We start from the raw sequence: 17,918 nt of genomic DNA, 5'->3' as shown, positions 1-17,918 counted from the left end.
TCCTTATCGGTTGGGTCACACCAGCTGTTTGCGCTGGTTAGACGGCGGAATGGATAAAGACTCTCGGTACTTCGCAACGGTGCGGCGTGCCACCATGATACCCTGTTCTGACAGCATAGAGGTTAACTTGCTGTCACTCAGCGGTTTCGCGGGGTTTTCCGCAGCAATTAATTTCTTCACCAGCGCACGGATAGCTGTGGATGAGGCTTCACCTCCGCCTTCAGTGTTAACGTGACTGGAAAAGAAATACTTCAATTCAAAAATGCCGCGCGGACTGTGCAGATACTTTTGCGTGGTCACACGGGAAATGGTCGATTCGTGCATCTCGACGGCCTGGGCGATATCCGCCAGTACCATCGGTTTCATAAACTCTTCGCCTTGCTCAAAGAAAGCTTGCTGCTGCTCAACGATGCAGCGGCTGACGCGCAGCAACGTATCATTGCGGCTTTCCAGGCTTTTAATCAGCCACTTCGCATCTTGCAGATTGCTACGAATAAACTGGCTGTCGGCATCGTTGCGCGCGCTATTGCACATGGCGGCGTAGTGCTGGTTAATCTGTAAGCGCGGAATGCTGTCGCCGTTGAGTTCGACCACCCAGCGATCGTTATGCTTACGCACCAGCACATCCGGAATGACGTACTCCGGCTCGCCGGTCTGGATCGATTGCCCTGGGCGGGGATCAAGCGACTGGATGAGGTTGACGGCTTCTTTCAGCACGTCTTCTTTCAGCCGGGTCACGCGCATCAGGGTGCGGAAGTCATGGTTGGCTAACAGATCGAGGTGATCGCTGATGATCAGACGCGCTTCTTCCAGCCACGGCGTGGCTTTATCAAACTGCGAAAGTTGGATCAGTAAGCAGTCACGGAGATCTTTGGCGGCCACGCCAACGGGATCAAAGCGCTGAACGCGTTTAAGCACGGCTTCGATTTCGTCCATACCGACGTCGTCATCGCCCATGCTTTCGAGAATATCGTCCAGGGTCACGGTGAGATAACCGGTTTCGTCTACCGCATCCACAATGGATGTCGCAATGGCGCGATCGGTATCCGAGAACGGGGTCAGTTCCACTTGCCACATCAGGTAATCCTGTAGTGATTGCGTGGTCTCACCCTGATACACAGGCAGTTCGTCGTCGATGTAATCCCCGCTGGTGCCCGAAGGCGTCCCGGCGGTGTATATTTCATCCCAACTGGCGTCAAGCGGTAACTCCTCAGGCATCTCTTTTTGTTCGAGTGCATCTGCGGTGTCGAGGGTTTCGCTGTCCTGTTTTTCCTGGGTATCAATTTCGTCGTGAAGATCGGTTTGCTCGAGCAGTGGGTTACTTTCCAGCGCTTGCTGAAGTTCTTGCTGAAGTTCCAGCGTGGACAGCTGCAACAGACGGATAGCCTGTTGTAGCTGAGGCGTCATCGCCAGTTGTTGGCTAAGCCTGAGTTGCAAACCTTGCTTCATGTTCAGAGTTGTTTTCTCCTGCAGTGACGTGAAGTCTTCTACCCTATCAGAGTCTGAAGTCTTCCCCAAGGTATACGCGCTTAACGTGCTCATCCTGCAGTATTTCTGTTGGCGTGCCGTGCGCGATCAGGTGCCCCTGACTTACGATATAGGCGCGCTCACACACTGCCAGCGTTTCGCGGACGTTATGGTCGGTAATCAGCACGCCAAGGCCGCTGTCGCGCAGGTGTTCGATGATCCGTTTGATATCAATAACGGAAATCGGGTCAACACCGGCAAACGGTTCATCCAGCAGGATAAATTTCGGATTAGCGGCCAGTGCGCGGGCGATCTCCACGCGGCGTCGTTCACCACCGGAGAGCGACTGGCCTAAGCTGTCGCGCAGGTGTTCGATGTGGAATTCTTCCATCAGCTCGTTGGCCCGATCTTCCCGCTGCTCGCTGGTCAGATCGTCACGAATTTGCAGTACCGCCATCAGGTTATCAAACACGCTCAGGCGACGGAAAATCGATGCTTCCTGCGGTAAGTAGCCGATGCCGCGACGCGCGCGCGCATGCAGAGGCAGCAGACTGATGTCTTCGTCATCAATGATAATGTTACCCGCATCGCGCGGGACAATGCCGACTACCATGTAAAAGGTTGTTGTCTTGCCTGCACCGTTAGGACCGAGCAGACCGACGATCTCCCCTGAGTTGACGGTCAGACTGACATCTTCAACCACACGACGGCCTTTATAGGCTTTTGCAAGGTTCTTTGCAGTTAATGTTGCCATAACGAATCAGTTACCTTTTTTCTCTGCCGGAGCCTTGTTTTTGTCCTGCAACTGCGACGGAACCAGAACGGTGGTGACGCGTTTGCCTTTATCGCTGAAGGCCTGCATTTTCTGCTCTTTTACCAGATAGGTGATCTTATCGCCTGTGATGTTGCTATCAAGCTGTTCCAGGTAAGCCTTACCGGTGAGAACGACGAAGTCTTTCGCCAGTTCATAGTGCATGTGTGAGGCGCGGCCTTTCACTGGCTTACCGTTGTCCTGCATCTGGTAAAACGTGGCCGGATCACCGTAACCATCAATCACTTCTTTACCGTCTTCACCGCCCGGGCGGGTCACGACGACTTTATCGGCGTTAATTTTGATAGTGCCCTGAGTCACAATCACGTTGCCAGTAAACGTCACCACGTTGCCCTGCATATCCAGGGACTGCTGGTCCGATTCAATGTGAATCGGCTGCTCGGTATCGCCGGTGACGGCAAATGCCGGAATGCTGGCGGCCAGAAGTGAGCTGGCAAGCACAAGATTAAGGCTGAGTTTGTTTGTTTTGGATTTCATATGAGGTTCTAACCTTTTCAATCAGCTCGGCGTTCTTGCTGCGTAAGTTGCCGCGCATCTTCAGTCCGCTGGAGTTAAATGTTGTGCCATACAACGTCACCAGATCATCGGAAGTGACGTCTTGTGTCACCAGGTTAATCTGCGCGTTATCGGTCGTAATTCTGCGTAGTTGAGAGTCAGGCACCAGGGCGTTAACCTCAACATGGCCGTACAGATACAGCATCCGATCGTTGGTCAATTTGGCTTTATCGGCCTTGATCGTCCAGGTCGGTACTTTATCCTTATCAAACGTGGTTAATACCGGTTGAGTAAACCACGAAACCGCTTGTTCCGAATAATATTCAACGTGTTGTGCGATCAAGTGATAGCTCAGCGCGCCTTCCGGACTATACACGACGGTATCAGTATGTTCGCTCTTATAGGTTGGCTCGTTGTTATTGACGACGACCTGAGCGGTGTCATCTTTGTCTGCCAGATTAATACCAATCATCACAAGGACAGCCAGCGACAGTAGAATGATAACCCAACGTCTGGTTTTGCTCATATCGATTGCCCTTTGGCCTCGTCCAGTTTGCCCTGCGCCAGGAGTAATAAATCGCAGACTTCACGCACAGCGCCACGTCCACCATCAATGCGGGTGACATAATCGGCTCGCGGGATCAGCAAAGGGTGGGCATCTGCCACCGCGACGCTCAATCCTACTTTAGCCATCACCGGCCAGTCGATCAGGTCATCGCCAACGTAGGCGACATTCTCCGGCGCGATCGCCAGTTTGCTAAGGAGATCGCCAAAGGCAACCAGTTTGTCTGACTGCCCCTGATACAGGTGGGTGATCCCCAAAGTGGCACAGCGATCTTCTACAAGTTTAGCCTTTCGTCCGGTAATAATGGCAACCTCAATACCGGAAGTGAGCGCACAGCGAATTCCGTAACCATCACGGACGTTAAAAGCCTTCAGCTCTTCACCGTTGTTGCCCATATAAATCAGACCATCAGACAGTACGCCATCCACATCCAGGATCAGCAAACGGATGTTTTCTGCCCGGGTGATAACGTCTGCGCTGACGGGTCCATAACAGGTCGCAAGCGACGCACCTGCTTTACTCATTTTCGTTATCCTTGAGTTTCTTACACTACACCTGCACGCAGCAGATCATGCATATGTAACACACCGAGTAACTGGTCGCCATCAGCAACCATTACCGAGGTGATATGGCGGGACTGCATTAAGTTCAGGGCATCGACGGCAAGAATACCCGGACGCACGCGAATGCCTCCAGGGGTCATCACATCGGCAATGCCTAACTGGCGTACATCAACGCCCATATCGAAGACACGACGTAAATCGCCATCGGTGAAAATACCGTCAATCTTCATGGCATCATCGCAAATGACGGTCATGCCGAGATTTTTACGCGTGATCTCAATTAAGGCGTCACGCAGGCTGGCGTTTTTGGTCACATGCGGGATCTCGTCGCCCGTATGCATAATATCGTTAACGCGCAGTAAAAGCTTACGGCCCAGTGCGCCACCGGGATGAGACAACGCAAAATCTTCCGCGGTAAAGCCGCGCGCTTTTAATAATGCCACCGCTAGGGCATCGCCCATCACCAGTGTTGCTGTCGTACTGCTGGTCGGCGCCAGGCCTAACGGACAAGCTTCTTTGGGCACTTTAACACACAGATGCACATCTGCCGCACGCGCCATACTGCTTTCAGGACGACCGGTCATGCAAATAAGCGGTACATGAAGACGTTTTAATACCGGGATCAGCGCCGCTATCTCATTGGATTCACCGGAGTTAGAGATGGCGATGACCACATCCTGCGGCGAGACCATACCCAGATCGCCATGTGCGGCTTCGCCTGGGTGTACAAAAAATGAGGGGGTGCCGGTGCTGGCAAATGTGGCTGCCATTTTCCGCCCGATATGGCCGGATTTCCCCATTCCCATCACCACCACTTTGCCCGGGCAGCTGAATATTTTCTCGCATGCGAGGGTAAAATTTTGGTTGATGTACTGATCAAGCTCCGCCAGGCCTTCACGTTCAATTGCCAGGACTTCCTTGCCTGCTTGCTGAAAGTCAAAACCCGGTTGCAACTCTAAGTGCGACATAATGCGTTTCCAGTTATCCAACGAGAAGTGGCGATAACCAATACAGCATCGCCAGCCATATGATAAAACCGCCGGTCAGCAGCGCACCTGCGCCGCGACCAATCTGGCGCGGACGTCGCCAGCAGAGTAGTGCAAAAATCACGCTCACCAGCAGCATGACGCTATAGTCACGGGTGAAGGCCATTGGATTGACTTCACCTGGCGTAATCAACGCCGGTAGCCCGAGGACGATAGCGATATTAAAAATGTTTGCGCCGATAATGTTACCGACGGCAATATCGTTTTCACCTTTACGCAGACCCGCAATCGCTGTTGCCAGCTCCGGCAGGCTGGTACCAATGGCGACCACTGTCAGCCCGATAGTAAGTTCGCTCATGGCGAAATAGTTCGCCAGTACGGTAGCGTTATCCACCACCATACGTGTTGCCATTGGCATGATAATCAGCGCAATGCCCAACCACAAAAATGCGACCGGTAATCCGCCTTCGCGCGGCAGCTCAGCTATCTGCTCACGCGTCAGGCTGTCATTGCCTTGTCGCTCGGCCAGACGGGCGATTTTAACAATGAATAGCAGCCATAGCACGGCCAGAAGCAGAAGAAAGAAACCGTCGCTGCGGCTTAACTGCCCGTCATACAGGACGGATGCAGCTAAAATACTTACCAGCAACATTAGCGGTAATTCACGACGCAGAACATCAGAATGCACGGTAAAAGGATGAATCAGCGCCGACAGGCCTAAAATAAGCAGAATGTTGGTGATGTTAGAACCTATGGCGGTCCCGACAGCCAGATCGAGTTGCCCATTCATCGATGCGGCAACGGAGACAATGATCTCGGGTAACGACGTACCCATGCTGACCACGGTCATTCCGATGATAATGGGAGGAATACCGAAATTTCGACATAAAATGGATGCGGCAAATACCAGACGGTCGGCACCGTAGACCACCAGAAGTAAACCAATTATTAACAGCGCCGTCGCTAAAAGCATCTAAAGTCCTTTCTTCAGGTATACTCGCCGGTCCACTTGAAGGATCTTCTGGAAGCCGTAACGAAGTCTTAATTTTGACTTTATGCGGCTAAAAAGTAAAACAAATGCCAGCTTTCGCTAACCAGGACAGGCAATAATCTGTAAATATGTTGAGTTCATGGCTAAATTGAGCGCCAAACTCTTCGATCAACGAAGCAATAGTAAAGGATGAATCAATGGGGCAGTCTGTGGCGAATCTAGTCGATATGCGCGATGTCAGCTTTTCCCGGGGTGACCGCTGCATCTTTGATAATATTTCCCTGACGGTACCGCGCGGTAAGGTGACGGCGATCATGGGGCCATCAGGCATCGGCAAAACGACGCTGTTGCGTCTGATTGGCGGACAGATCCCCCCGGATAAGGGCGAGATCCTGTTTGACGGTGAGAACGTCCCGGCCATGTCCCGTTCGCGTTTATTTACCGTGCGTAAGCGCATGAGTATGCTGTTTCAGTCTGGTGCGCTATTTACCGACATGAATGTGTTTGACAACGTCGCGTACCCTCTGCGCGAGCATACGACGTTGCCAGCGCCGTTGCTGAAGAGCACGGTGATGATGAAGCTCGAGGCCGTCGGCCTGCGGGGTGCGGCCAAATTAATGCCTTCTGAATTATCCGGTGGGATGGCGCGTCGCGCCGCGTTAGCACGTGCTATCGCGCTGGAGCCAGACCTCATCATGTTTGATGAGCCGTTCGTCGGCCAGGATCCCATCACCATGGGCGTTCTGGTGAAGCTGATTTCAGAACTGAACAGCGCGCTGGGCGTCACCTGTGTGGTGGTATCCCATGATGTGCCTGAGGTACTGAGTATTGCGGATTACGCCTATATAATGGCGGACAAAAAAATAGTGGCCTACGGTAGTGCTCAGGCACTACAAGAAAATGCCGATCCGCGCGTACGCCAGTTCCTTGACGGCATTGCCGATGGACCGGTTCCGTTCCGTTACCCGGCGGGCGACTACCACATCGATTTACTCAAAACAGGGAGTTAAGCCACCCATGTTGTTAAATGCGCTGGCATCACTCGGACATCGGGGAATAAAAACCCTCAGGACGTTCGGGCGAGCCGGATTAATGTTGTTCAATGCGGTTGTCGGCAAGCCGGAGTTTCGCAAACATGCGCCGCTGCTGATACGCCAGCTCTATAATGTCGGTGTCTTATCGATGCTGATCATTATTGTTTCTGGCGTGTTCATCGGTATGGTGCTGGGGTTGCAGGGATACCTGGTGCTGACCACCTACAGCGCGGAAACCAGCCTCGGTATGCTGGTGGCACTGTCATTGTTACGTGAGTTGGGACCGGTTGTTGCGGCGCTGCTGTTTGCCGGGCGGGCCGGGTCGGCCTTAACCGCAGAAATTGGCCTGATGCGGGCGACCGAACAGCTTTCCAGTCTGGAGATGATGGCCGTCGATCCACTGCGCCGGGTGATTTCCCCACGTTTTTGGGCTGGCGTCATTTCATTGCCGCTGCTGACGATTATTTTTGTCGCAGTGGGTATCTGGGGTGGTTCACTGGTTGGCGTAAGCTGGAAGGGTATTGATGCAGGCTTCTTCTGGTCGGCTATGCAAAATGCCGTCGACTGGCGTCTGGACCTGGTTAACTGTCTGATTAAGAGCGTGGTGTTCGCCATTACGGTCACCTGGATTGCATTGTTCAATGGTTATGATGCGATCCCGACCTCTGCCGGGATTAGCCGGGCAACGACACGCACCGTTGTGCACGCCTCTCTTGCCGTTCTGGGGCTGGATTTTGTGCTGACCGCACTGATGTTTGGGAATTGAGTTCATGCAAACGAAAAAAAATGAAATTTGGGTCGGGTTATTCCTGCTGGTTGCGCTGCTGGCAGCGCTGTTTGTTTGCCTGAAGGCGGCGAACGTTACCTCAATGCGTACTGAGCCGACTTACACGATTTATGCGACCTTTGATAATATCGGCGGCCTGAGAGAGCGTTCTCCGGTGCGGATTGGCGGGGTGGTAGTTGGACGCGTATCGGACATCTCGTTAGATCCGAAAACGTACCTGCCGCGCGTGACGCTGGAAATCGAATCGCGTTTTAACCATATTCCTGACACCAGTTCTCTGAGCATCCGTACTTCCGGTCTGCTGGGCGAACAGTATCTGGCATTGAATGTGGGTTTTGAAGATCCTGAGCTGGGAACGTCTATCCTCAAAGATGGCGGTACGATTCAGGACACGAAATCCGCGATGGTGCTGGAAGATATGATTGGTCAGTTCCTTTACAACAGCAACAGTAAAGGTGATGACAATAAGAATTCTGGCGATGCGCCAGCCGCAACTGACGGCAATAATGAAGCCACTACGCCTGCGGGCGCAACGAAATAATCTCAGGAGAATCAACGTATGTTTAAACGATTGATGATGGTGGCTATGCTGGTGATTGCCCCGCTTAGCGCAGCAACTGCAGCCGACCAAACGAACCCGTACAAACAGATGAATGAGGCGGCGCAGAAGACATTTGACCGTCTGAAGAATGAACAACCTAAAATCCGCGCAAACCCGGATTACCTGCGCCAGGTTGTCGATCAGGAACTGTTGCCATACGTGCAGGTTAAATATGCGGGTGCGCTGGTACTGGGTCGCTACTACAAAGATGCGACCCCTGCTCAGCGTGAAGCCTATTTTGCCGCATTTCGTGAATATCTGAAGCAGGCCTACGGCCAGGCTCTGGCGATGTACCATGGCCAGACTTATGAAATTGCACCAGAGCAACCGCTGGGTGATGCGACCATCGTGCCTATCCGCGTAACCATCATCGATCCAAACGGTCGTCCTCCGGTACGTTTGGATTTCCAGTGGCGTAAAAACTCCCAGACCGGTAACTGGCAGGCTTATGACATGATTGCTGAAGGCGTAAGTATGATCACCACCAAACAAAATGAGTGGAGCGACCTGCTGCGTACCAAAGGTATTGATGGCCTGACGGCGCAGCTGAAATCTATTGCTCAGCAGAAAATCACGCTGGAAGAGAAAAAATAATGACGCAGTCACTCACCTGGACGCGTGAAGGCGACAAGCTGGTGCTGGTGGGGGAGCTGGATCAGGACGTGTTAAACCCATTATGGGATGCGCGAATTGAGGCGATGAAAGGGGTATCCTGCATCGACCTGAACCAGGTATCCCGGGTAGATACCGGCGGTCTGGCGTTACTGTTGCATCTGATTAATCAGGGCAAGCAGCAGGGAAACAGCGTTTCGCTCACTGGTGTTAACGATAAAGTGTACACGCTGGCGCAGCTTTACAATCTGCCTGACGACGTCCTTCCGCGTTAATTTTTCCAGGCCGGATAAGGTCTTGTGCCGCTATCCGGCAAAACCCCTGAGGGGGATCTGCCACTAAAGCCTTGTCTGATTTATCAGCGAGGCTTTTTGCTTATTTATGACAGCGCCACTTTGCTCTAAGATGTTGGGCTGTTTTCACTATCTGACGAATGAAGAGCCCATGGAAAATAATGAAATTCAGAGCGTGCTGATGAATGCACTCTCCCTCCAGGAAGTCCACGTTTCTGGCGACGGCAGTCACTTTCAGGTTATTGCCGTGGGTGAGATGTTTGAAGGCATGAGCCGGGTCAAGAAGCAGCAATCGGTCTATGGCCCGTTGATGGAGTACATTGCGGACAACCGCATTCATGCCGTGTCGATTAAGGCGTTTACCCCAGCGGAATGGGCGCGCGATCGCAAACTTAACGGTTTTTGAGCTACGGGTGATGTGCCGGTAGCGAAGATAAATTCTTAACAGAGAACAGAATAATGGATAAATTTCGGGTTCAGGGGCCAACTAAGCTCCAGGGCGAAGTCACAATTTCAGGCGCTAAAAACGCCGCACTGCCGATCCTGTTTGCGGCGCTGCTGGCTGAAGAACCTGTAGAGATCCAAAACGTCCCGAAACTGAAGGACGTTGACACATCAATGAAGCTGCTGAGCCAGCTGGGTGCGAAAGTTGAGCGTAATGGTTCTGTGCACATCGATGCGCGTGATGTGAACGTCTTCTGTGCGCCGTACGATTTGGTGAAAACCATGCGTGCATCCATTTGGGCGCTCGGGCCGCTGGTTGCCCGCTTTGGTCAGGGCCAGGTTTCACTGCCGGGTGGCTGTACCATTGGCGCGCGTCCGGTTGACCTGCACATTACCGGCCTGGAGCAGTTAGGCGCGACTATTAAGCTGGAAGAAGGCTATGTGAAGGCGTCCGTTGATGGCCGTCTGAAAGGCGCGCATATCGTCATGGACAAAGTGAGCGTCGGCGCGACGGTCACCATCATGTGCGCAGCAACGCTTGCCGAAGGCACCACCATCATCGAAAACGCTGCGCGCGAGCCGGAGATTGTGGATACCGCGAACTTCCTGATTGCGCTGGGCGCGAAGATCACGGGTCAGGGCACCGATCGTATTACCATCGAAGGCGTTGAGCGTCTTGGCGGTGGTGTTTATCGCGTTCTGCCAGATCGTATCGAAACCGGTACCTTCCTGGTGGCGGCGGCAATTTCTCGCGGCAAAATTATCTGCCGTAATGCACAGCCGGACACGCTGGATGCCGTTCTGGCGAAGCTGCGTGATGCGGGTGCGGATATTGAAGTGGGTGATGATTGGATCAGCCTTGATATGCACGGTAAACGTCCGAAAGCGGTCAATGTGCGTACTGCACCGCATCCGGCGTTCCCTACAGACATGCAGGCCCAGTTTACATTGCTGAACCTGGTGGCAGAAGGGACCGGCTTCATCACGGAAACCGTGTTTGAGAACCGCTTTATGCACGTGCCTGAGCTGAGCCGTATGGGCGCTCACGCAGAAATCGAAAGCAATACCGTGATTTGCCACGGCGTGGAAACGCTCTCTGGCGCACAGGTTATGGCGACCGATCTGCGCGCATCTGCAAGCCTGGTGCTGGCAGGGTGTATTGCTGAAGGTACGACGGTAGTCGACCGTATTTATCACATCGATCGCGGCTATGAGCGCATCGAAGATAAACTGCGTGCGCTGGGCGCAAACATTGAGCGCGTGAAAGGCGAGTAATCGTCAACGTCTCTTGTAACCCCCAGTTCAGTTGGCCGGGGGTTACAGCTCAATGTTCATTCCGGATTCTTTTTCTCTCTGCGACTCCTCATCATCCGCGTTCTGTCGATGAACTCATGCGTTTTGGCATCGTGATAGCGTGACGGCCAAATCACCCAGGGGTCAGTTCCCAGTGCCCGGGCGATAATCAACTCACCTTTTGGCCATGGTCTCGTTAACGCATTGGCCAGCGTTGATGAACTCAATCCATTTTTACGTGATTCAGCGGCCATTGAGGTCCCTTTCTTGCGCAGTCCGGCGATGATGTCGGCCGGATGCCAGTCAATCAGCTTGCTTTCCATCAATTCATCTCTCCTTTGGTTAACGGCTTACGGTTTCACGATCGGTTGTGCCGACACTATAACGCCCGAAGAACGAATATTCTAAAATGTTCATGTAAAGTGTGTGTATATTCAGAATATGCCAAGGTTCTGCGTGATTATCTGGAAGGGGGAAATGATTACTGGAACTTATAAGAAAATCCCGTGCAGGGCACGGGATGAGGGAAGATGCTGTAGGGAATTAACGGTCGCGCTGCACGGCGATATGTGCCAGACCAATCAGCGCTTCTCTCCACGGCGTATCGGGCAGCACCTGAAGCGCAGCGATGGCTTTATCAGCCTCTTCTTCTGCCCGCTGACGGGTCCATTCCAGAGAACCACAGGCGTTCATCGCTTCCAGAACCGGCTCCAGAAGGTGACGACCATTACCTTGCTCAATGGCCTGGCGAATCATTAGCGCTTGTTCTGGGGTGCCGTGGCGCATGGCATGCAACAGTGGCAGCGTTGGTTTACCCTCGTTGAGGTCATCACCGACGTTTTTACCCAGCTGCTCGCCATCTGCGCTGTAATCCAGCAAATCGTCAATTAACTGGAAAGCGGTACCGAGATAACGGCCATAATCCTGCAACCCTTTTTCTTGTTCTTCGCTACAGCCAGCCAGAATACCTGAACATTGGGCTGCCGCTTCAAACAAACGCGCGGTCTTACTGTAGATGACGCGCATATAGTTTTCTTCGGTGATGTCCGGGTCGTTGACGTTCATCAACTGCAAGACTTCACCTTCGGCAATGACGTTGACTGCTTTCGACATGACTTCCAGCACTTTCAACGAGCCAAGGCTGGTCATCATCTGAAATGCACGGGTATAGATAAAATCGCCAACCAGCACGCTGGCCGCATTACCAAACGCCGCATTTGCCGTAGCTTTCCCACGGCGCATGTCTGACTCATCCACAACATCGTCGTGCAGCAGGGTCGCTGTGTGGATAAACTCGATGAGGGCCGCAATCGTAACGTGCGCATTTTCCTGGTAACCAACTGCCCGCGCGGCGAGGACGGCGATCATTGGGCGAATGCGTTTTCCGCCGCCGCTAACGATGTAGTACCCCAGTTGATTGATCAACTGAACGTCGGAATTGAGCTGTTCAAGGATTGTCGCATTGACCCCCGCCATATCTTGCGCGGTTAACTCATTGATTTTTTCTAAATTCATCGCAAAAGCCGGGCTTCTCGCCCCGATTACCTTACTGTGTGGGAAGGTAACGTCGGGTTTAGGGTTATAAATATATGCTGATTGTACTGAAAAAACGCCGTAGATAAACGTTACCGTACGTGTTGTGTTTTTTTTCTTCATGTATTGACGGTAGCACTTGTCAAAGGCTCGCGTTTTGCGTAATATTCGCGCCCTATTGTGAATATTTATAGCGCACTCTGAATCATCAAAAAGGTGTGCGCGGAAGCGGAGTTTTTTATGTACGCGGTTTTCCAAAGTGGTGGTAAACAACACCGAGTAAGCGAAGGTCAGACCGTTCGCCTGGAAAAGCTGGACATCGCAACTGGCGAATCTGTTGAATTCGCAGAAGTTCTGATGATCGCAAACGGTGAAGAAGTCAAAATCGGCGTTCCTTTCGTTGATGGCGGCGTTATCAAAGCTGAAGTCGTTGCTCACGGTCGTGGCGAGAAAGTTAAAATTGTTAAGTTTCGTCGTCGTAAACACTACCGTAAGCAGCAGGGCCATCGTCAGTGGTTCACTGATGTGAAAATCACTGGCATCAGCGCTTAAGTTAAGGGGAGCAGATTAAATGGCACATAAAAAGGCTGGCGGCTCGACTCGTAACGGTCGCGATTCAGAAGCTAAACGTCTGGGCGTAAAACGCTTCGGCGGTGAAACAGTTCTGGCTGGTAGCATCATCGTTCGTCAACGTGGTACTAAATTCCACGCTGGCTCCAACGTTGGTTGCGGCAAAGACCACACTCTGTTTGCTAAAGCAGACGGTAAAGTGAAATTTGAAGTGAAAGGCCCGAAAAACCGTAAATTCATCAGCATCGTTGCTGAATAAGTTTTTCGCGTCCCGGTAACGGATAAAAGCCCCGCAACACGTTGCGGGGCTTTTTACATTCGACGGCCGGTAAATACGCTCGTCGCGCCGTGACAACCCGGAAACGAGCCCTTGCAGGGAATACGGCATGAAGCAGCAGGCAGGCATTGGTATTCTGTTAGCACTCACAACGGCGGTATGTTGGGGCGCTTTGCCAATAGCAATGAAGCAAGTGCTGGAGGTGATGGAGCCTCCTACCGTGGTGTTCTACCGTTTTTTAATGGCAAGCGTTGGCCTTGGCGCTATTCTTGCGGTTAAAAAAAAGCTCCCTCCGTTGCGTATTTTTCGCAAAGCGCGTTGGCTGGTGTTGCTGGCTATCGCAACCGGTGGGCTGTTCGGTAACTTCATTCTGTTTAGTTCATCCTTGCAGTATTTGAGCCCAACGGCTTCGCAGGTTATCGGTCAGCTGTCACCGGTTGGTATGATGATCGCCAGCGTCTTTATCCTGAAAGAAAAGATGCGCGGCACGCAGGTGATTGGCGCCATTATGCTTCTGAGCGGCCTGGTCCTGTTTTTTAATACCAGTCTGATCGAAATTTTTACCCGACTCACCGATTACACCTGGGGCGTTATCTTTGGTGTCGGTGCGGCGATGGTCTGGGTGAGCTATGGGGTCGCGCAAAAGGTGTTATTGCGCCGCCTGGCATCACCGCAGATCCTGTTTTTACTGTACACTTTATGTACGATCGCGTTGTTGCCGCTGGCTAAACCCGGTGTCATCACGCAGCTCAGCGACTGGCAGCTGGCATGCCTGATATTCTGCGGCCTGAATACGCTGGTAGGATATGGCGCTCTCGCGGAAGCAATGGCGCGTTGGCAGGCGGCGCAGGTGAGCGCTCTTATCACGCTCACACCGCTGTTTACGTTGTTATTTTCAGATTTATTATCACTGGCCTGGCCCGATTTCTTCGCCAGACCGATGCTAAACCTATTAGGTTATCTCGGTGCGTTTATCGTGGTTGCGGGCGCGATGTATTCCGCCATTGGTCATCGAATTTGGGGCGGTTTACGTAAGCATGAAACGGTGGTTTCGCAACCCCGCTCAGGCGAATGATTTACGGAGAGTAAAATGAAGTTTGTTGATGAAGCATCGATTCTGGTCGTTGCAGGTGATGGCGGTAATGGTTGCGTCAGCTTCCGCCGCGAAAAGTACATCCCAAAAGGCGGTCCGGACGGTGGTGATGGTGGTGACGGTGGTGACGTTTGGCTGGAAGCCGACGAAAACCTGAACACGCTGATCGATTACCGTTTTGAAAAATCATTCCGTGCGGAACGTGGTCAGAATGGCGCGAGCCGTGATTGCACCGGTAAGCGTGGCAAAGACGTTACCATTAAAGTACCTGTTGGTACGCGTGTTATCGATCAGGGCACGGGCGAAACCATGGGCGACATGACCAAACACGGTCAGCGTCTGATGGTCGCTAAAGGTGGCTGGCACGGTCTGGGCAACACCCGTTTTAAATCCTCGGTTAACCGTACTCCGCGTCAGAAAACAATGGGTACGCCGGGTGATAAGCGCGATCTGATGCTGGAGCTGATGCTGCTGGCGGACGTGGGTATGCTGGGCATGCCAAACGCTGGGAAATCGACGTTTATCCGTGCGGTGTCCGCGGCGAAGCCGAAAGTCGCTGATTATCCGTTTACCACCCTGGTGCCGAGCCTGGGCGTGGTGCGTATGGACAACGAAAAGAGCTTCGTGGTTGCCGACATTCCGGGACTGATTGAAGGCGCGGCTGAAGGCGCAGGCCTGGGCATCCGCTTCCTGAAACACCTGGAACGTTGCCGTGTACTGCTTCACCTCATCGATATCGATCCGATTGATGGCTCTGATCCAGTTGAAAACGCACGTATCATTATTGGCGAACTGGAAAAATACAGTCAGGATCTGGCATCTAAACCGCGCTGGTTAGTGTTCAACAAAATTGATTTGATGGACAAGGCTGAAGCGGAAGAGAAAGCGAAAGCTATCGCCGAAGCGTTGGGTTGGGAAGGTAAATATTACCTGATCTCTGCCGCCAGCCAACTGGGCGTGAAAGATCTCTGCTGGGATGTGATGACCTTTATCATCGAGAACCCGATTGTTCAGGCTGAAGAAGCGAAACAGCCAGAGAAAGTTGAGTTCATGTGGGATGATTATCACCGCCAGCAGCTCGCTGAAGTCGAAGACGAAGCGGAAGATGACTGGGATGACGATTGGGACGAAGACGACGAAGAAGGCGTTGAGTTCATCTACAAGCGTTAATCGCATTAAAAACCCCGGCCATGTTGCCGGGGTTTTTGTTTCCAGGTCTCACTGTAGGCCGGATAAGGCACGTTAATGCCGCCAGCCGGCAATCAAATTACCCATTTAGTTGTTCTGATAAATATCCTTGTACAACCGGCTCTCGAAGCGCACCAACGGAATACGGCGATTACGCTGGTCAGCTGGCTCTACCGCATAACCAGATAAATACTGCACGAATGCCATGCGTTGGCCGCTTGCCGTGGTGATGAAACCTGCGAGGTTATAAACCCCCTGCAGCGAGCCTGTCTTCGCCGATACTTTGCCATCCACACCAGCCTGATGCAGACCCGCACGGTATTGCAGAGAGCCGTCGTGGCCCGCCAGCGGCAGCATAGTGATAAAGTTCAGCTCGTTATCGTGTTGAGCGATATATTGCAGCACCTGCATCATGGTCGCTGGGGCAATCAGGTTATGGCGGGAGAGGCCAGAACCGTCGGCAATAATAGTGTTGCCGATATCGACGCCTGCCTGCTGACGCAAAATCTGGCGCACGGCGTCAGAACCCGCCCGCCAGGTGCCCGGCACGTTAAATCGGGCATGACCAATCATACGGAAAACGGTATCGGCAATCATGTTGTCCGATTTTTTCAGCATAATCTTAAGCAGGTCGTGCAGCGGTGCCGACTGCTTACTGGCGACCACCGTTCCTGGTTCGTTGACCAACGTCTGGCGCAGCAGTGTACCGCTGTAGGTGATACCTGCTTGTTTTAGCTCATCTTTGATAATTGCCCCGGCATAGCTGGCACCGTCCTGAATGGCGAACGCCAGCGGCAGCGGATCGGCACGTTGTGGCAGGCATCCAGTCAGCGTATAGCGGTTGAGATCACCGGGAACCACATCCAGTTCACAATATTGCGCTTCCGCAGAGCCTCGGGCGAGAGTTCGCACCTGACTGAACATGGTGACCGGGTAATAAGATGCCACGCGAATAAAGGCGAGATCGTTGGGTTTTTGCGCGCTGTAGAGTGAAACAGAGAAACAGTTTCTATCGACAATAGCCGCTGCGGGCGGTGCGCTAAAACACTGCGTCATGTCGTTCCAGGGCCAGCCGGGCGCTTTATCATGACTGGCAAAAATAGAGGTGTCGATCAGGACATTCCCGGCAATTTGCGTCACACCTGATTTTTTCAGGGTTGCCACCATATTGCGAATATCCTGGCGTTTTAACGTAGGATCGGCACCAAATCGTGCCACTAAGTCACCTTTCAATACGCCGCCTTCCACGCTGCCTTTGGTCTCGAGCGTGGTGGTAAAACGAAAGTCAGGCCCGAGCTGAATCAATGCCGCCAGCGCGGTGATTACTTTCTGGGTACTGGCGGGCAGCGCCATCTGCTGGCTATGAAAATCAATAGCGGGTGCAGGTGCGCCAACCTTCTGTACCATAAGGGCGAGGTTGGCCCCGGCAGGGAGCTGATTGATATACTCGTCGACGTTCGCAGCCTGAACGCTGAACGCTATACTGGCAGTCAATCCGATGGTAAATCTGGAAAATCGCATAATCTCGCGCTAACAACCTGGAAACAGGCCGTCATACTACGGCGCAACGCCCCAAAAAGTAAACGATGACCCATAAGGAACTCCAGGGTAAAATGATCATCAAATAGAGAATTGTAGCTGACCTGGGACCTTGAGCCCCGGGTCGGTATTTTTTTGCTTCTGACTCTGGCATGACACACGCCAGGGTGGGCTTAGCAGCCGGGGTGAGAGCAACTACCCCCTACAGGAATGTTCAAGAGGTATAACAAATGCAAGCTATCCCGATGACCTTACGTGGTGCTGAAAAACTGCGCGAAGAGCTGGATTTTCTGAAATCTGTGCGCCGTCCTGAAATTATTGCCGCTATCGCTGAAGCGCGTGAGCACGGTGACCTGAAAGAGAACGCGGAGTATCACGCGGCACGCGAACAGCAGGGTTTCTGCGAAGGACGTATTAAAGATATCGAAGCTAAACTGTCCAACGCGCAGGTAATCGACGTTACTAAAATGCCGAACAATGGCCGCGTTGTTTTCGGTGCGACGGTTACCGTTCTGAATCTCGATAACGATGAAGAGCAGACCTGGCGTATTGTCGGCGATGATGAAGCCGATTTTAAACAGAACCTGATTTCAGTGAACTCGCCTATCGCTCGTGGCCTGATCGGTAAAGAGCAGGATGACGTCGTAGTTATCAAAACGCCGGGCGGCGAAGTGGAATATGAAGTGACGAAGGTAGAATACCTATAATTCGCATCTTGGTTAAGATGTTGATACATTGTAAAGAAAGGAAAAAGG

General features: G+C 52.5%; 22 protein-coding genes. 12 read left to right on the top strand and 10 right to left on the bottom strand.

What is annotated here, in order from left to right; translation table 11 throughout:
- Positions 1-15: 15 nt before the first annotated feature.
- From rpoN to OGX86_RS21915, 7 genes are read right to left on the bottom strand one after another with little or no spacing between them, the layout of a single operon-like run.
- Entirely contained in the window at positions 16-1,449 is a 1,434-nt protein-coding gene (gene rpoN, locus OGX86_RS21945) for an RNA polymerase factor sigma-54 (protein ID WP_032945120.1), read from the bottom strand.
- A gap of 46 nt (positions 1,450-1,495) precedes the next feature.
- Complete coding sequence (lptB, locus tag OGX86_RS21940) at positions 1,496-2,221, bottom strand: LPS export ABC transporter ATP-binding protein (protein WP_003828761.1); 726 nt, start codon at positions 2,219-2,221, stop codon at positions 1,496-1,498.
- Between the two features lie 6 nt (positions 2,222-2,227).
- Positions 2,228-2,776 (bottom strand): lipopolysaccharide ABC transporter substrate-binding protein LptA, encoded by a 549-nt coding sequence (gene lptA / locus OGX86_RS21935; RefSeq protein WP_042311295.1) that lies wholly within the window; start codon positions 2,774-2,776, stop codon positions 2,228-2,230.
- On the bottom strand, positions 2,745-3,320 hold the full coding sequence (gene lptC, locus OGX86_RS21930) for an LPS export ABC transporter periplasmic protein LptC (protein ID WP_003828757.1): 576 nt from the start codon (positions 3,318-3,320) through the stop codon (positions 2,745-2,747). The genes lptA and lptC overlap by 32 nt, the downstream gene beginning before the upstream one ends.
- Positions 3,317-3,883, bottom strand: a complete 567-nt coding sequence (kdsC, locus tag OGX86_RS21925) for a 3-deoxy-manno-octulosonate-8-phosphatase KdsC (protein WP_079938264.1) — start codon at positions 3,881-3,883, stop codon at positions 3,317-3,319. Before kdsC ends, lptC begins: the two co-directional genes overlap by 4 nt.
- Before the next feature lie 20 nt (positions 3,884-3,903).
- Complete coding sequence (gene kdsD, locus OGX86_RS21920) at positions 3,904-4,890, bottom strand: arabinose-5-phosphate isomerase KdsD (protein ID WP_003025063.1); 987 nt, start codon at positions 4,888-4,890, stop codon at positions 3,904-3,906.
- Positions 4,891-4,903: 13 nt separating this feature from the next.
- Positions 4,904-5,881, bottom strand: a complete 978-nt coding sequence (locus tag OGX86_RS21915) for a calcium/sodium antiporter (RefSeq protein ID WP_048215460.1) — start codon at positions 5,879-5,881, stop codon at positions 4,904-4,906.
- 215 nt (positions 5,882-6,096) lie between these two features.
- On the opposite strand from OGX86_RS21915, the gene mlaF reads away from it, so the two are divergent.
- The 7 genes from mlaF to murA all read left to right on the top strand — a co-directional run bounded on the left by mlaF (position 6,097) and on the right by murA (position 10,945).
- Entirely contained in the window at positions 6,097-6,909 is an 813-nt protein-coding gene (gene mlaF, locus OGX86_RS21910) for a phospholipid ABC transporter ATP-binding protein MlaF (protein ID WP_003828749.1), read from the top strand.
- Between the two features lie 7 nt (positions 6,910-6,916).
- Positions 6,917-7,699, top strand: a complete 783-nt coding sequence (gene mlaE, locus OGX86_RS21905) for a lipid asymmetry maintenance ABC transporter permease subunit MlaE (RefSeq protein WP_003025053.1) — start codon at positions 6,917-6,919, stop codon at positions 7,697-7,699.
- 4 nt (positions 7,700-7,703) lie between these two features.
- Positions 7,704-8,261 (top strand): outer membrane lipid asymmetry maintenance protein MlaD, encoded by a 558-nt coding sequence (mlaD, locus tag OGX86_RS21900; RefSeq protein WP_003828747.1) that lies wholly within the window; start codon positions 7,704-7,706, stop codon positions 8,259-8,261.
- An 18-nt stretch (positions 8,262-8,279) separates the two neighbouring features.
- Entirely contained in the window at positions 8,280-8,915 is a 636-nt protein-coding gene (mlaC, locus tag OGX86_RS21895) for a phospholipid-binding protein MlaC (RefSeq protein ID WP_008785928.1), read from the top strand.
- Entirely contained in the window at positions 8,915-9,208 is a 294-nt protein-coding gene (mlaB, locus tag OGX86_RS21890; protein WP_003025045.1) for a lipid asymmetry maintenance protein MlaB, read from the top strand. Before mlaC ends, mlaB begins: the two co-directional genes overlap by 1 nt.
- A gap of 169 nt (positions 9,209-9,377) precedes the next feature.
- On the top strand, positions 9,378-9,632 hold the full coding sequence (ibaG, locus tag OGX86_RS21885; protein WP_003025040.1) for a BolA family iron metabolism protein IbaG: 255 nt from the start codon (positions 9,378-9,380) through the stop codon (positions 9,630-9,632).
- A 53-nt stretch (positions 9,633-9,685) separates the two neighbouring features.
- Positions 9,686-10,945, top strand: a complete 1,260-nt coding sequence (gene murA, locus OGX86_RS21880) for a UDP-N-acetylglucosamine 1-carboxyvinyltransferase (RefSeq protein WP_003839949.1) — start codon at positions 9,686-9,688, stop codon at positions 10,943-10,945.
- Positions 10,946-11,001: 56 nt separating this feature from the next.
- On the opposite strand, the gene sfsB is transcribed toward murA, so the two are convergent.
- Both sfsB and ispB read right to left on the bottom strand, forming a co-directional pair.
- A complete protein-coding gene (gene sfsB / locus OGX86_RS21875) occupies positions 11,002-11,286 on the bottom strand; it encodes a DNA-binding transcriptional regulator SfsB (protein ID WP_003025035.1) in 285 nt (94 codons plus the stop codon).
- A 220-nt stretch (positions 11,287-11,506) separates the two neighbouring features.
- Complete coding sequence (gene ispB, locus OGX86_RS21870) at positions 11,507-12,478, bottom strand: octaprenyl diphosphate synthase (protein WP_003839953.1); 972 nt, start codon at positions 12,476-12,478, stop codon at positions 11,507-11,509.
- Between the two features lie 258 nt (positions 12,479-12,736).
- Between ispB and rplU the strand changes: the two genes are divergently transcribed.
- The 4 genes from rplU to cgtA all read left to right on the top strand — a co-directional run bounded on the left by rplU (position 12,737) and on the right by cgtA (position 15,606).
- Entirely contained in the window at positions 12,737-13,048 is a 312-nt protein-coding gene (rplU, locus tag OGX86_RS21865) for a 50S ribosomal protein L21 (protein ID WP_003025032.1), read from the top strand.
- A 19-nt stretch (positions 13,049-13,067) separates the two neighbouring features.
- Positions 13,068-13,325, top strand: a complete 258-nt coding sequence (gene rpmA / locus OGX86_RS21860) for a 50S ribosomal protein L27 (RefSeq protein ID WP_003025030.1) — start codon at positions 13,068-13,070, stop codon at positions 13,323-13,325.
- Between the two features lie 127 nt (positions 13,326-13,452).
- Positions 13,453-14,418, top strand: coding sequence for a DMT family transporter (locus OGX86_RS21855; protein WP_008785922.1), 966 nt, complete (start codon positions 13,453-13,455; stop codon positions 14,416-14,418).
- A 15-nt stretch (positions 14,419-14,433) separates the two neighbouring features.
- A complete protein-coding gene (cgtA, locus tag OGX86_RS21850) occupies positions 14,434-15,606 on the top strand; it encodes an Obg family GTPase CgtA (RefSeq protein WP_003828732.1) in 1,173 nt (390 codons plus the stop codon).
- A gap of 105 nt (positions 15,607-15,711) precedes the next feature.
- On the opposite strand, the gene dacB is transcribed toward cgtA, so the two are convergent.
- A complete protein-coding gene (gene dacB, locus OGX86_RS21845; RefSeq protein ID WP_032945109.1) occupies positions 15,712-17,145 on the bottom strand; it encodes a serine-type D-Ala-D-Ala carboxypeptidase in 1,434 nt (477 codons plus the stop codon).
- Between the two features lie 248 nt (positions 17,146-17,393).
- Between dacB and greA the strand changes: the two genes are divergently transcribed.
- Positions 17,394-17,870, top strand: coding sequence for a transcription elongation factor GreA (greA, locus tag OGX86_RS21840; RefSeq protein ID WP_003025019.1), 477 nt, complete (start codon positions 17,394-17,396; stop codon positions 17,868-17,870).
- The last annotated feature ends 48 nt before the right edge of the window (positions 17,871-17,918 follow it).

The sequence above is a fragment of the Citrobacter sp. Cpo040 genome, assembly GCF_030332915.1.
Taxonomy (GTDB): domain Bacteria; phylum Pseudomonadota; class Gammaproteobacteria; order Enterobacterales; family Enterobacteriaceae; genus Citrobacter; species Citrobacter portucalensis.
This window is presented reverse-complemented; position numbering and strand designations above follow the sequence as displayed.

Excerpts from the sequence above, each read along its gene's own strand:
- rpmA (WP_003025030.1), top strand. The coding sequence starts at position 13,068 with ATGGCACATAAAAAGGCTGGCGGCTCGACTCGTAACGGTCGCGATTCA.
- ibaG (WP_003025040.1), top strand. The coding sequence starts at position 9,378 with ATGGAAAATAATGAAATTCAGAGCGTGCTGATGAATGCACTCTCCCTC.
- rplU (WP_003025032.1), top strand. The coding sequence starts at position 12,737 with ATGTACGCGGTTTTCCAAAGTGGTGGTAAACAACACCGAGTAAGCGAA.
- mlaF (WP_003828749.1), top strand. The coding sequence starts at position 6,097 with ATGGGGCAGTCTGTGGCGAATCTAGTCGATATGCGCGATGTCAGCTTT.
- OGX86_RS21855 (WP_008785922.1), top strand. The coding sequence starts at position 13,453 with ATGAAGCAGCAGGCAGGCATTGGTATTCTGTTAGCACTCACAACGGCG.
- kdsC (WP_079938264.1), bottom strand. The coding sequence starts at position 3,883 with ATGAGTAAAGCAGGTGCGTCGCTTGCGACCTGTTATGGACCCGTCAGC.
- lptB (WP_003828761.1), bottom strand. The coding sequence starts at position 2,221 with ATGGCAACATTAACTGCAAAGAACCTTGCAAAAGCCTATAAAGGCCGT.
- murA (WP_003839949.1), top strand. The coding sequence starts at position 9,686 with ATGGATAAATTTCGGGTTCAGGGGCCAACTAAGCTCCAGGGCGAAGTC.
- lptA (WP_042311295.1), bottom strand. The coding sequence starts at position 2,776 with ATGAAATCCAAAACAAACAAACTCAGCCTTAATCTTGTGCTTGCCAGC.
- greA (WP_003025019.1), top strand. The coding sequence starts at position 17,394 with ATGCAAGCTATCCCGATGACCTTACGTGGTGCTGAAAAACTGCGCGAA.
- lptC (WP_003828757.1), bottom strand. The coding sequence starts at position 3,320 with ATGAGCAAAACCAGACGTTGGGTTATCATTCTACTGTCGCTGGCTGTC.
- mlaE (WP_003025053.1), top strand. The coding sequence starts at position 6,917 with ATGTTGTTAAATGCGCTGGCATCACTCGGACATCGGGGAATAAAAACC.
- sfsB (WP_003025035.1), bottom strand. The coding sequence starts at position 11,286 with ATGGAAAGCAAGCTGATTGACTGGCATCCGGCCGACATCATCGCCGGA.
- ispB (WP_003839953.1), bottom strand. The coding sequence starts at position 12,478 with ATGAATTTAGAAAAAATCAATGAGTTAACCGCGCAAGATATGGCGGGG.
- cgtA (WP_003828732.1), top strand. The coding sequence starts at position 14,434 with ATGAAGTTTGTTGATGAAGCATCGATTCTGGTCGTTGCAGGTGATGGC.
- rpoN (WP_032945120.1), bottom strand. The coding sequence starts at position 1,449 with ATGAAGCAAGGTTTGCAACTCAGGCTTAGCCAACAACTGGCGATGACG.
- dacB (WP_032945109.1), bottom strand. The coding sequence starts at position 17,145 with ATGCGATTTTCCAGATTTACCATCGGATTGACTGCCAGTATAGCGTTC.
- OGX86_RS21915 (WP_048215460.1), bottom strand. The coding sequence starts at position 5,881 with ATGCTTTTAGCGACGGCGCTGTTAATAATTGGTTTACTTCTGGTGGTC.
- mlaB (WP_003025045.1), top strand. The coding sequence starts at position 8,915 with ATGACGCAGTCACTCACCTGGACGCGTGAAGGCGACAAGCTGGTGCTG.
- kdsD (WP_003025063.1), bottom strand. The coding sequence starts at position 4,890 with ATGTCGCACTTAGAGTTGCAACCGGGTTTTGACTTTCAGCAAGCAGGC.
- mlaD (WP_003828747.1), top strand. The coding sequence starts at position 7,704 with ATGCAAACGAAAAAAAATGAAATTTGGGTCGGGTTATTCCTGCTGGTT.
- mlaC (WP_008785928.1), top strand. The coding sequence starts at position 8,280 with ATGTTTAAACGATTGATGATGGTGGCTATGCTGGTGATTGCCCCGCTT.